Origin of the sequence: Tardiphaga sp. 839_C3_N1_4 (assembly GCF_051811045.1) — a bacterium.
In the GTDB taxonomy this organism is placed as follows: domain Bacteria; phylum Pseudomonadota; class Alphaproteobacteria; order Rhizobiales; family Xanthobacteraceae; genus Tardiphaga.
Map to the genome: position 1 here is coordinate 3,759,650 of NZ_JBPWQD010000001.1, position 12,674 is coordinate 3,772,323.

Sequence of the window (12,674 nt, forward strand, 5' to 3'; positions counted from 1 at the left end):
CACACATGTATACTTCGACAAGACCGCCCGCACTTGCGGATGCGTTCCGCCAGATACGTCCAGGCCTGCTTGCCGCGGGCGGGCTGTCTATCTTCATAAATCTTTTGGTGTTCGTTTCGCCGCTCTATACAATGCAGATCTACGATCGCGTGCTGACGAGCCGAAACGCGATGACGCTGTTGCTGCTTTCGCTGATCGCGCTCGCGCTTTTCATCAGTTACGCAGCACTCGAGCACTTTCGCAGCCGTGTTCTTGTGCAAACCGGAATTCGCTTCGACCATTTGCTGTCAGGAGAAGCTTTCGAAACGGCTCTCGCGCAGGCAGTGCGCACAGGAAGCTCGCATCACGTTCAGCTGTTGCGCGACGTCGACACATTGCGCGACGTTCTGTCCGGCGGCGTGATCACGTCTCTGATGGACGCACCCTGGACTCCGATTTTTCTCGGCATGTGTTTTCTGCTTCATCCGTCGATCGGCATGGTTGCTTTGACAGGCGCGCTGGTCATCCTTGCGCTCGCCTTTCTCAATGAGCGCGCCACCAAAGCGCCGCTGATGGCGGCTTCGTTCAAGAATCTCCACGCTCTGGACCGATTGACGTCCTCGCTTCGTAACGCGGAAGCGATCCGTGGTCTCGGAATGGGGCCTGCCATACGCGCCGCCTGGGGCGTCACGCATGGACAGGCGCTCGTTGAAAGCGCCAAGGCCGGAGAACGCGGCGGAACGCTGCTCGCAATCTCGAAATTTCTGCGGATGGCGATTCAAGTGGCGATTATGGGCGTCGGGGCCTACCTGGCAATTCATCAGGAGATTTCGGGAGGCGTTCTCTTCGCTGCCTCCCTGATCATGGGGCGAGCGCTGGCGCCGGTTGAGGCAGCTGTCGCGCAATGGAGAGCGTTCGTGTCAGCGCGTACGTCTTTTTCCCGCCTCGACGAGGCTCTGCGGACGCGGGCGACGGAAAGACAACCGACGCGATTGCCGCCCCCGGTCGGCAACATCTCCGTAGAGGCTTTGACCGTTATGGTACCGGGATCGCAGTTGGCGGCGATTGCCGACGTCAGTTTCCGGCTGTCACCTGGCGAAGTTGTTGCGATCGTCGGCGCCTCCGGCTCCGGCAAATCCTCCCTGGCGCGTGCGCTGGTTGGAGCCTGGCCAGCCGCACAGGGTTGCGTACGCGTCGATGGAAATGACATCCGGCATTTCGAGGCCAGTTTCCTTGGGCAAAGTTTCGGTTACCTGCCGCAGGATGTTGAATTATTCGCCGGGACCGTCCGCGACAACATCGCTCGCTTTCGTGACGGCGCGTTGGATGAACAGGTTGTCGAGGCGGCGCAACTGGCTTCGGCGCACGCCATGATCCAGCGGCTGCCGCAGGGCTACGATACTGTCATCGGGGAAAACGGGGCGGGTCTTTCCGGTGGCCAGCGACAACGCATCGGGTTGGCCCGCGCACTTTTTGGCAGGCCCGTCTTCGTCGTGCTCGATGAACCAAATGCCAACCTGGACGGCGACGGCGATCGCGCTCTGGCTGACGCCATCCAAATGCTCCGTCAGCAGCGTGTGACGATCGTGATCATCAATCACAGACCGAATCTCCTTTCATTGGTCGACAAGATTGTTTTCATGCATGACGGGCGCATCGGGCGCGCGGGTACGCGCGAAGAGCTCCTTCCCTTGCTCCTTGGTGAGACCGTTGCGCCCATACGCCGCGAGTCCCGGGGGGTGGTGGAAGATCATCGAGTTGACAGGGTTTCACGCCACGCGCCGTTCCCAAATTCGGCGCGGCCTGTCCATGTGACGAGGCAATGATGAAGATTACCAGACTGCGAGCAGAGATTGCTGCTCAGGACGAACTCGCGCGACTCCTCAGACGTTTGAGTAATGGCGGCCACGCGTTTGGCAGGTCCGACGTCTTGCATCGATTCATCGAGATCAAGGAGCGGTCGCTGACCTGGCTCTCAAAAGTATGGCGGTCGATATTCCAGAATTGCGACGCTGGAAGCGCAAATGGCGACCCATCGGGCGATTGGCGCACTCCGGCGAGACGGGGCTTTGGCATCGTGTTCCTGACCTTCGTTGTGTTTGGTGGTTGGGCTGCCCTCGCCTCCATCGACGGTGCCGTCGTGGCTGCAGGCTCGGTCGTTGTCGAGAGCGATCGTAAGTCCGTTCAGCACCTTGAAGGTGGCATCGTCCAAAGCCTGATGGTGAAAGGCGACGCGCATGTGGAACAGGGACAGGTGCTGTTGCGGCTCGATCCAACACAGGACCGGGCACGGGAGGAGATGGCGCGCTCGGCCGTGTATTCGGCAATAGCGGAGGAGGCGCGCCTGCTTGCGGAAGCCGAGGGAGCCGATACGATCACGTTTCCGTCTGAACTGACGCAGAAGGCCTCCGACCCCTCCGCGCAGCGCGCCATGGGCGACCAGAAGCGGCGGTTCGAGGAACGCCGCGCGGCGCGAAAGATCGAGGTTTCGATCCTTGAAGAGAAGATCGGACAAGCGCAGCGCCAGATCCAGGGAAACGCTGCGCAAAGCAAGGCTGCACGCGCGCAGTTCGACAGCATGGCGCAGGAATATACCAAGCTCAAGCCGCTCGCCGACCAGGGGATTGTTCCGTTCGCGCGGATTGCGACTCTGGAACGTTCCAAATCCGACCTTGAGGGCCGAATTGGTTCATACGACGCCGACATCGCGCGCTTCGGACGGATCATCGACGAAGCACGGTTACAGATCAATCAGGTCGGGCAGAAAGTTCTGGAGGAAGCCACCGGTAAGCTTGCCGACACCCGCGCTCAGCTCGCTGACGCGCGCGAGAAGCTGCGCATGGCCGCAGACGTTCTCGGTCGGATGGACGTGCGTGCATCTCGCTCCGGGCGTATCGTCAATCTGAAAGTCCATACGGTCGGCGCGGTGATCAAGCCGGGCGACGTCCTGATGGAGATCGTGCCGGACAACGACGTCCTCGTGGTTGCCGCGAAAATATCCTCTCTCGACGTCAATCACGTACAAATCGGCATGCCCACGGAAGTCCGGCTTCCCTCGTTCAAGGCTCGCTCGACGCCGATCGCCATCGGTGAGGTTCTCTCGGTGGCGGCCGACGCGCTTCGCGACGAAGCCACGCACCAACCTTACTATGAAGTCAAAGTTTCAGTACAAGTGACGAAATTTCCCGACAAAATTCGCGAAAAACTGAAACCCGGCATGATGGCCGACGTCTTGATCGCGACTGGTGAACGCACCGTTCTTGCCTATCTCATGCAACCGATGACCGATGCGATAAGGCGTGGCATGCGGGAGGACTAAGAAAACCACCGGCGTCGCGACTTACCAAGGCCTCGCCGGCGACTTGGTTCAGTTCAGCACAACCGTCGTTGCCGCAATGCCAAGACATTGCAGATGTTGGAGCGTTGAATGGACGAGCGGGTGCGAGGGGCAGCTGCGAACGGGTCGCGTTGTCCTGCACTCGTTTAGCATCTGCGTCGCTCAGGGCGCGGGCCAGTTGCATGCTGTCGCTATCTTGCGTCGGACTGAATCCAAGCCGACCAATTGAAACGTACTTTCATATGGCGGACCTTTCCCAACGCGGACCTTAACGAGAAGTTGGCTGCCCTCCGGCATTGAGCGGAGCAAGCGAACAACGTCGCCTGGAAAGGCAAGACCTTTCCCCGTTTCTAACGTCCGCCAGCGCTGTTCAACAACTGGCTCTTCGTTGATCCGGTGCGCGACCTTCACCTCGCCATCCGCGCCCTGCTTCCAGGATCCCGTTGTGGAAATGGTCAGCTCCGTGCGATGGGCGCGGCAATGGATGGCGAGCGCGGAGGCAGCATTTTGCGATGCTGTGCGCGCTGTCATCAGCGCCTCAATCTGCGGCTGATAATCCACCGGAGAGGTGGTCTCGCTGATGATCCAGTTCGGACTTGGAGACGGCGTGGTAGCGTGGGTTTCGGTCATCTCCCCCAACAGCTCATCGACGCACTTCAAGCGCTCCATGCCTTCAAACTGTGAGCAGGTCTTCAGGCGATCTATGGCGCCACCGGTTTGAGCACACACAGTCTGGCTCATAACCAAGAGCACCGCCAGACCGAGAGTACTCGTGTCCTTCATGGGGACCGTCCCGCTGTTACGGCTTGCGGAAGATCGAGCCATTCCTGCGCCGGCTTAAACCGGCCGAGGCTCGGCACGCTGGCCCGCAGATTGACCTCTTTCCATTTCGGATCGAAACCAGGGGACTGCAACCGGTCGAAGCGACCAAACAGATGATCGACAAGGCGCGCCACGCGCCGGTATCGGTCAGACTGTTGTGGCCAGTTATAGGCTGCAAGAATGGTGGGGACTGCAATCGTCGCTATCCGCTCACCTTTCGGCACCAGACTCGGATAGTCCGCCGCGTCGATAGACGATGGAAGATAGTAGTCCTCAAATTTGGCGCCGTATTCGACGGGGAGGAACTTAAATCCGGGATCCCAGCGTCCCTTCAGAAAGGCGTCGACGGGCTTTGACGTCACAAACACAACGGCCGCGATTTCTCCGCGCTTCATTTGCTCCAATGCGACCTGGTGCGGAATGAACATCTTTTCCACGTTTAGTCCCAGCCGACTGAAGATCAGCGGACCGGAATAGGCGGCTGCCGTACCTTGCGTATTGAAATTGACCTTTTTTCCCTTGAGCTCTTCGAGCGACCGTATCTCCGGGCGGACGAATATGTGCAGTTCGGACGGAAAGAGGTTCAGAACGTAAACGATGCGCCGTTCGATAGACGGAACTTGAGTTTTATATTCCTCAAGAGCATCCGTGTTGATGATCGCCGCATCAACGCCTCTAAGATACAGCAGCGAATTGACGTTTTCCGTTGCTCCGCGCGTCACGATCGGGAGGACGTGAAGCTTATCCTCCTCATTTACGACGCGAGCGATCTCTGCCGCGAGACGAAGCGGAGCCCCTTCAATGAGCCCGCCGGCGAGGCCGACAGTCCATGCATTGATGCGCTCTTTCGCGGCCGTTTCGGTCCTTTTCACCGCCGCCGTAGCCTGCGTCTCGCGCGTCGGGAGAGATTGGGCATTGGCAGCCAGTTGCAGCCCGAACGCCGCTAATGCCATGGCAAATGAGAACTTGATGAGCGACATGCGAGTCTCCATTCTCGGAATGACCATCTAGGCCTGACGCGTCAGGAGCTGGCAGCTATTTCAACGACTCAATCCTCGCCTTCGCATCCTCAATGCCGCCCGCCTGTGCCTTTTCATACAGTTCGCGTGCCTTTCTGGAATCACCGAGGACCCCACGTGCGCTCCACGATTTCAGCACGCGAGCGTCGTAGGTCTCCGCCAGCATAAAGGCGGCTCGCGCGCTGCCATGTCCAAGAGCGTGTTCAAGCAATGGGCGCGCCCCGCTGATGTCAGCTTGCCGGAGCAATGCGTTGGCCCGAACAAGCAGTCTCTGTTCGTCCGTCACAGAATAAGGAGCGACACTCGCCAGCACGGTTGCCTCTGATGCCACGGGGACTTTCGGCTCCACACTTGGCACGGCTTCGCGAGCGGTCGACCGTGCTTGCGGTGGCGTTTCCAACACGGACGATCGTTCCGCATATGAAGCGACGGCCTGAGTGGAAGCCCACTGCGGCAAGGCGCTCTTTCCCTCGGTCGTCTTCGCACGGGGCTCCGCCGCGCCTTCGTTCCGGCCAGTAGGGGCGGGTTGGCGCGAAGCGAGAGTCTGAGAAGCACTCACGGCAGCAAGCTGCTGGTTTCCAGCCTTCAGTTGGTTCTTAACAAGAGCGAGCTCCTGCGCAAGTACGTCAGCACGCTCGCGCTCGCTGGCAAGAGCTCGCTTCTGCTCCGCTGCCGTGGTGTTGCTGGCCTCCGTCACCCGAAGCACCTCAGCGTGTGCCGCCGCGAGACGGCTGGCATGCTCCTCGATCTGCTGGCGCGCCGAGGAGAGCTCGCGGGCGACTGCCTCGGTCCGGCTGCGCTCCTTTGCAGATGCGCGCTCTTGTTCGACCTTCGCAGCCTCAACGATCCGCGCAGCCTCCGGCGTCGCGGCGCGCGCCGCGTCGAGTTCCGTCCGGAGAGAGATCAATTCACGCTTGAAGGCTTCTGCTCCGTCTTGCTGCTGTTTGAGCTGCTGTTCGAGCGCCTGCTTTTGTACGATCTCTGCCGCTGTGGCTTTCGCGGCGTCCGAAGCGGCGATCCGCACCGTATCGAGTTCCGCCCAAAGGGAAGCAAGGTCATGGGCGGGCGCGTCTGCCTTCCGCCGCTCCTGCTGTTCGAGCGCCTGCTCTTGCTCGATCTCTGCCTCGGTGGCTTGCACGGCTTTCGAAATCACGATCCGCGCCGCGTCAAGTTCCGTCCGAAGGAAGGCAAGCTCACGCAAGAGGTCGATTGTTTTGTCTCGCTCCTGTTCGAGCGCTTGCGTTTGCCTGATCCCTACCTCGATGGCCTGGGCAGACTCCTTGCCTGTCACCCGCGCCGTCTCGAGTTCCGCCCGGAGGGTCGCAAGTTCACTCGCAAGGGCGTCTGCCCTGGCTCGCTCTTGATCAAGCGCGTGTCTTAGCGTGGTGCTGGTCGCTTCGGGCGTCGACTGGGCCGCATTGAGTTCTGCTCGGGGGGGCGCGACAAGCACAGGTACAAGAGCTTCAGCCCTGTTCCGCTCCCGTGTTTGAGAGGATTCGGAGGACTGCGCGCGAAATTGGCTTTCACCGCATAGCCCATCCTCCGCAGCCCCAATGAGGACCCACAGAATGCAAGCTCCTACCGCAGACGAGGCACGCGCAACGGTTCTGCCTGTTGCGCGGGAGCCCTCAACAGCTTTGGATTGCGGTAGCCAATGCGATGCTGCCTCAACTGCCTGTGACCACATCGTGACAACTCGGGTGAGCTTTTATGTGTGTCCATTTTCATGACACAGCCTTCATCGGCCGTTTGTCGATGTAGCAATGGAAGTAGTCACAACGAGGTAGGCGCACCAATCGCGGCAATTAAGTAGATCACGCCTGCATTGTCTGAACCATTCTTGACCCGCCTGTTCGCGCGCGATTACGCTATCGCGCACACTTGAGCCCGCACTCCCAGCACACTCAAGGAAACAACATGAACAGATCACTCGTCGTCTTCGCCAGCATGGCCGCCGTGGCGGGTATCTTGATGCTGAGCACCCAAACCAGCGGCGCTGTGGAAATCAATACGTCTGCCAAGACTTCTACCAAAATGAACGCCAACGCCAAGGTGACCACTGCCGCCATCCGAACGCAGCCCCATCGGCTCGTTGTACAGGTTGACGTCAATGACCCCGCGACAATGAATCTCGCTCTCAACAATGTCAGCAATGTCGCTCAGCACTACAGTGAGATCGGTCAAAAGGTTGGGATCGAAGTGGTCGTTTTTGGACCCGGACTGCATATGCTGCGGGATGACACCTCTCCCGTCAAAGCGCGCATCAAATCCATGAGCGAAACCATGCCACAACTGACCTTTTCAGCATGCGGGAACACCCGCGAGAATATGACAAAAACCGAGGCGAAAGATATTCCTCTTATCCCGCAGGCCAAGGTCACCAAATCCGGAGTGGTACGGATCATGGAGCTGCAAGAGCGAGGCTGGAGCTACTTGCGACCTTGATCCGGAGGGGCCTCTGCGATCTGCATCGCCTCGTTCCAATCTGTTGGATCTGTTGGTCGAAGATCAGGAACAGGACGACGTGATCGCTCGTTCGATGACCGGTCGGTTGACGGTCAAATGCGGGTCGATCACGAGATCGAGGTGTCCGCCAGCAATCGGAATTACCTCCAGTTTTGCAAACAGTGAGTCCCATCCGAGATGTGCTGGTGACCCTCGCCGGTTGCAAAGGAATAGCGTTCCGGTGATGGGGAGGCGGGGTTTGGCACTCGCCACCCAGCGGCCGAATTCCTGCATCCGGAGAATCTCCTCAAGCTCCAACTTGAGCATGAAGCGGGTGCCGGCCAAGCGCGTCCAGATCCTCGCATCGAGAATTCGACAGAACTTCACCTCCCAGTGGAGTCGAGCAACGCATTTTGCGATAGCGCGACACAGCATTCGGTACATCGTGACCCGGTGCGATCTAACTCTCTGCAGAGTACGCGACAGGGTCTCCCGATAATCACTCCTGCGGGGGCCGATATTCGTGTCCAATATGCCCAGAAATTTCACCGACCGGCCTTCCGCAATCAGCCGCGCTGCCACTTCAAATGCGACGCCGCCACCCAGCGAATAGCCGATCAGACGTATGTCGCCGCGAGGATGAACGGCGTTGATCTGTTCCAGAGCCAACGTTGCCATGTGGTCGACCGAGCCGCATCCGGTCAGGGCAGACGTCAGATCCGGGTAGCGGATCGGGATCACATGAGCCGTCTTGCTCAACTGTGCCCCGAACGCCGCCAAACTCGGACCATAACCTATCGAGCCTGGCAACATCACCAGATGAGGCAGGAGTTCTCCGGCGGCTTGTTGCCGCTGCGATCGGCCACCTGCAGCGACGATCTGAATCATATCGGCTGCGCTCATGTCCACCGTGAAAGCTTCCATGTTGAGCTCTTGGCCGACCAGCTCTTCCAGCTCCATCACGCATCGCAGAAGCTTGAGGGAATCACCACCTGCCTCGTCCCACCGGCTGGCAACGTCGGTCGTACCGAGGATCCGCGCCCATACCTGCGCCACTATTTTTTCGGCTTGCTTCACTTCACCCGCCCCTGGGGGCTGAGGTGGGGCTGGACCTCTTCGGCTCTCGGTATCCAGCACTTTGAGTTTCGCGACATCTATCTTTCCGCCAGCGAGGCGCGGAATCTCCGCGATTTCATGCAATCTGGTGGGATGCAATGCGGTCGGAAGCGTCTGCCTGATGACGTCTCGAACGTCAGCTGTGAATGTTGCCTTCGCCTCGGCGCCTGGCGATGCAAAAATAATCAGCTCGTTTGAATCGGTGACGATCGCGACGGCGTCGCTTACATAAGGAATTCTGCGTACGACAACCTCGAGTTCAGCCGGTTCGACACGCCGTCCATTGATTTTGAGTTGACGCCCCTTTCGTCCCAGCATCTGCATCAATCCGCGCGCATCGATAATAACAAGGTCGCCTGTCGGGAAGATGCGGCAATGGCTATCATCCGGGTCGGGTAATGCAGGAAGCACCTGACCGTTCTCCCAGTAACCAAGCAGCACATGCATGCCCTTGATGATCAGCTCCCCAACCTCGCCGGTGGGCACAGGCATCCCGTTGTCGTCGACGACGGCAAACGACATTCCCGGAAGCAAATAGCCAACCGGGGGCATGCTGAAATCGCTTTCGTAGCAGTCGTCGGGAAGAAACCACTGCGAACCGGTGGTTTCGGTCGACAAGTAGCTGATCTGAATGAAGCAGGAGGGCTTTACGACCTTTCGGATGAGCGCGATATCCGTCCACAACACCTTCTCGCCGCCGATCCGGACAACCCGAAGCGATTCGAAATCATCGGGATCGCTCGCGGCAATCACTGCCCTCAAGAGAGCGGGAACGATATACATGATCGTTACCTGTTGCGATCGGATTTGACACAACACGCCGCGAAGGCCCAGGGCCTCGACATCCGCCATATGCAACCTTGCGCCGGTCAACAAGGCCGTCAGCATCTCTCTCGTGCCCGCAATGGTCGTGGGGCCACTCAGAGGCATGAAGACGTCGGTGGCGTCGACGTGGCATGCATCCGCATATTGCTGGACGCGCTGGAGTAAGCTGCGCTGGCTATTCACAACGCCCTTTGGTTGTCCGGTGCTGCCCGACGTGTAGAGCACGAGGGCAGGCGCATCCACCGAGACTGGCTCAAGCGACGCGGTGTCGCCGAAAAATTCGTTGGCGCGCGTAATATCGATCCAACGCAGGCCGTTTTCGTCGATCCATTTGGTTGAGCTACCGTCGCCCTGGCCGATCAGTACAGAAATCTGCGCATTTGCAACGATGTGGGCAAGTCGCTGGTCGGGATCGCGCGGATTGAGCGGCACCAAGGGGCGCCCTGCGGCCATACATGCAAGCATGGCGATCGGATGCCAGATCGAGTGGCGCAACAACAGGCCGACGGCCTGCCCTTCGGGAGCCACCGCTGCAATCGCCTGCGCCAGCGTCAAAACTCTGAGCAGAAAATCCGAATATGTGATTTGGCGGGTGTTATCGCTGATGGCTACGTTGCCTGGAAATTTCTTTACCACCGCATCCAAATGCGTGATCGCGGGCACGCCGGCAAATTCGGCCCCCATACGATTGAACGGACGACCGACAGGCCCACCAGCGTCGAGGGGAAATTCGGGAGGCGTCATCCAGATAGCTTTTGCAGAATCTCCAAAATCTCCGGAAAGTGCGCGCCGGCTAGCAAACGTCTTCGCGCGTTTCGGCATGGATCCATCGGGAAATCTTTGAAGTTGCATGACGGTACTCACCGTTGCGGAACGAACATCGTAGGTTAACAAGTCGGCTATTGGCGTCCTTCGAGTGAATGATAGGACTGCACCAATTTTCTGGCCTCTATCCAATTACCGGGTTACTTGGCGGCGGCGGGTCGACGAAACTCCACAACGGCAAAGAGCAGGCCGGCCGTCATGTTCACGCGTTTGTAGATGTAGATCGCCATTGCCATATTCCAGGCAACATTCGTCACGGCCGTCGCAACGGCGGCACCGATCACGCCAAAAAAAGCAATGCCGATCGCACAGGCAAGGACGTTCATGACAGCTCCGATCGCTGTGATTGCGGCTGCTGCCCGCTCGTGCCCAGTCATGGTCAGAAGGTTTTGCTGCGGACCAGTAGCGGCAGCAAAGATCTGTCCGACGATAAGAATTTGGGCGACCGGAGCTGTTGCAACGAATTCCTCGCCAAAAAAGCGGAGTAGCGGTACCGTCAGCAACAAAAGTGGAAGTGCCAGCACGACTGTTCCCGCCAGCGACAGCACGGTTGCTCGGGCAAACAGACTCTGAAGCGCTGCCTCATTCCGATGCGCGTGAAGCTTCGAGACGTTCGGTGAAAAGAAAGTCCCTACTGCCATCCGGGGGAGAACAAGAAAAAGAGCTAAATTCAACCCTAGTGCAAAGATGCCGGCCTCGTGGGCATCGCCGGTCCAGCCGAGGATAATCACGCCGGCGCGGCTCATGAGAACCTCAACTCCAATCAGGATCATGACAGGACAGGCGAGATGCCACCAGTCGCGGGGCGCATAAGCCGGCACCGCCGAGCGTAGCTGTGGCGGCCACAGCTTCCGCATGCTTAGTCCGACGATAGCTGCCGTGACTGCAGAGCTCGCCATCAACGCGATCAGGACTGTTGTCGCATCGATCGGCGTGACGTTGAGTGCCACAGCAAGGAGAAGCAGAACGACCATAAGGCCGTCCCGAACGAAGCGTTCGGGCGCAATTGCCGATATGACGCCACCCAGCGCACGTACCGTAGCGGAACCGAGCACGTAAAGCGCGACCAATGGGACGGTCGCCATGCCAACCGCCAGACTGATAGTCAGCTCCCGATGAAGGGTCTCCGACAGGAATAGTGCGGTGGCAATTCCGCAGAGCGCGATCAACATCCCGACCAGCAATGATCGCCCAAATGCAAATTGAATGACTCCGCGTGCCAACGGCCACTTTCCGGTCGCACTGTAGGTCGGCACATATCGCAGTAGAACCGTATTGAACCCCAGTCCCGCGATGTAAGAGAGAAGGGTCGTCCAGGCCAAAACGTATGAATAGATACCGTAACTCGTCGCTCCTATCGTACGGGCAATGACAAGTTGAGCTACGCACGTCAGCCCGGCGCCGCCCACATAGATAACGAACGCCCACAGGCTTGCGCTGGCCATGCGCCGAGCCAGCTCGGGTTGAGCTTGAGCTGTGAAAGTCCCGATTGTCTCGGGCGCCGGCAAAGGTGGTGTGAATTTCTCCGCACAGCGCTCCAAGCTTTCGTCTGCTGCCCCAGGTGACAAATCGACCGTCCTGTCGGGCCTGAACTTGCTGGAGACCTCCTCTTCGATACGATCGAGAGCCTTGGACATCAGGCTAGGATCGAGCGAATTGATGCAGATCATCTGTTGATGCTCGGCCGCGAGCAGTGAGCCAACGTAGTCAGTAATCGGCTTTGCCTTGAGAAAGGTACCTACATCGGGGTCGAACCATTTCTCCATGTACGTTTTCTGGCGTACTCGCTCATGGAGGCGCCGCTCCAACAGTTCCCTCGGAGCATCAAAACGAATCAATAGATCTGATTGCGTCCGCATACCTATGGCATGAGCGATCGTCTTCTCGTCCGCTCGGCTAAACAGGGCCAGAGTGCAAACGATCTGCACAAAGCCCTGGTCGAACAAGACGATGCGATCCGGCTTGTGTGAACCTCTCCACACGCAGGAAAATCGAACGACGTATTGGCTAAGCCTGATCCACCAGACGGGATTGTCGGGCGGCATCAGTTGGAGCAACTCTTTCGCCAGACGTAGCCCTCGGGCATTTGCGACAGGACGGCACAAGATTGCGATAGTGGCGAAGATGGCAAGAGTGACGCGCTGCAGCGCTGGAAGGAATCCACCAAAGTTGAGAAGATGATTGGATAGATGCGGCAACGTAAGTACGAGGTCGACCTCATACCCACGGTCGCGCAGGCGTTGAGCGAGTGCCTCACTAAAGGTTGTTTTTCCAGCGCCTGGTGGACCGAAAGTCTCGATAATCAT

At 58.8% G+C, this 12,674-nt stretch carries 8 protein-coding genes; 3 read left to right on the top strand and 5 right to left on the bottom strand.

Annotated features, from left to right (window positions below; genetic code table 11):
- Nucleotides 1-5 precede the first annotated feature (5 nt).
- Nucleotides 6-1,805 (top strand): type I secretion system permease/ATPase, encoded by a 1,800-nt coding sequence (locus AB8A38_RS17990; RefSeq protein WP_439086923.1) that lies wholly within the window; start codon nt 6-8, stop codon nt 1,803-1,805.
- The gene (locus AB8A38_RS17995; RefSeq protein WP_439086924.1) at nt 1,802-3,298 is read left to right on the top strand and encodes an HlyD family type I secretion periplasmic adaptor subunit; all 1,497 of its coding nucleotides are present in this window, start codon (nt 1,802-1,804) and stop codon (nt 3,296-3,298) included. Before AB8A38_RS17990 ends, AB8A38_RS17995 begins: the two co-directional genes overlap by 4 nt.
- Nucleotides 3,299-3,478: 180 nt before the next feature.
- Here AB8A38_RS17995 and AB8A38_RS18000 read toward each other — a convergent pair whose 3' ends face one another.
- Genes AB8A38_RS18000 through AB8A38_RS18010 form a run of 3 tightly spaced genes read right to left on the bottom strand, consistent with a single transcriptional unit; the run spans nt 3,479 to nt 6,448 of the window.
- On the bottom strand, nt 3,479-4,099 hold the full coding sequence (locus AB8A38_RS18000; RefSeq protein ID WP_439086925.1) for a type VI secretion system-associated protein TagO: 621 nt from the start codon (nt 4,097-4,099) through the stop codon (nt 3,479-3,481).
- Entirely contained in the window at nt 4,096-5,118 is a 1,023-nt protein-coding gene (locus AB8A38_RS18005) for a TAXI family TRAP transporter solute-binding subunit (RefSeq protein WP_315840140.1), read from the bottom strand. Before AB8A38_RS18005 ends, AB8A38_RS18000 begins: the two co-directional genes overlap by 4 nt.
- A 55-nt stretch (nt 5,119-5,173) precedes the next feature.
- Nucleotides 5,174-6,448, bottom strand: a complete 1,275-nt coding sequence (locus AB8A38_RS18010; protein ID WP_439086926.1) for a hypothetical protein — start codon at nt 6,446-6,448, stop codon at nt 5,174-5,176.
- Between the two features lie 626 nt (nt 6,449-7,074).
- Here AB8A38_RS18010 and AB8A38_RS18015 point away from each other — a divergent pair.
- Nucleotides 7,075-7,602: a DsrE family protein gene (locus tag AB8A38_RS18015; RefSeq protein WP_439086927.1), complete on the top strand. Its 528-nt coding sequence runs from the start codon at nt 7,075-7,077 to the stop codon at nt 7,600-7,602.
- Between the two features lie 63 nt (nt 7,603-7,665).
- Here the strand turns inward: AB8A38_RS18015 and AB8A38_RS18020 are convergent, their stop codons facing one another.
- Together AB8A38_RS18020 and AB8A38_RS18025 are read right to left on the bottom strand one after the other, a co-directional pair.
- A complete protein-coding gene (locus AB8A38_RS18020) occupies nt 7,666-10,365 on the bottom strand; it encodes an AMP-binding protein (protein ID WP_439086928.1) in 2,700 nt (899 codons plus the stop codon).
- 143 nt (nt 10,366-10,508) lie between these two features.
- Complete coding sequence (locus AB8A38_RS18025) at nt 10,509-12,674, bottom strand: oligosaccharide flippase family protein (protein ID WP_439086929.1); 2,166 nt, start codon at nt 12,672-12,674, stop codon at nt 10,509-10,511.

What these genes read in the sequence shown, in the direction of transcription:
- AB8A38_RS17990 (WP_439086923.1), top strand. Translation starts at nt 6, where the DNA reads ATGTATACTTCGACAAGACCGCCCGCACTTGCGGATGCGTTCCGCCAG.
- AB8A38_RS17995 (WP_439086924.1), top strand. Translation starts at nt 1,802, where the DNA reads ATGATGAAGATTACCAGACTGCGAGCAGAGATTGCTGCTCAGGACGAA.
- AB8A38_RS18000 (WP_439086925.1), bottom strand. Translation starts at nt 4,099, where the DNA reads ATGAAGGACACGAGTACTCTCGGTCTGGCGGTGCTCTTGGTTATGAGC.
- AB8A38_RS18005 (WP_315840140.1), bottom strand. Translation starts at nt 5,118, where the DNA reads ATGTCGCTCATCAAGTTCTCATTTGCCATGGCATTAGCGGCGTTCGGG.
- AB8A38_RS18015 (WP_439086927.1), top strand. Translation starts at nt 7,075, where the DNA reads ATGAACAGATCACTCGTCGTCTTCGCCAGCATGGCCGCCGTGGCGGGT.
- AB8A38_RS18020 (WP_439086928.1), bottom strand. Translation starts at nt 10,365, where the DNA reads ATGCCGAAACGCGCGAAGACGTTTGCTAGCCGGCGCGCACTTTCCGGA.
- AB8A38_RS18025 (WP_439086929.1), bottom strand. Translation starts at nt 12,674, where the DNA reads ATGATTATCGAGACTTTCGGTCCACCAGGCGCTGGAAAAACAACCTTT.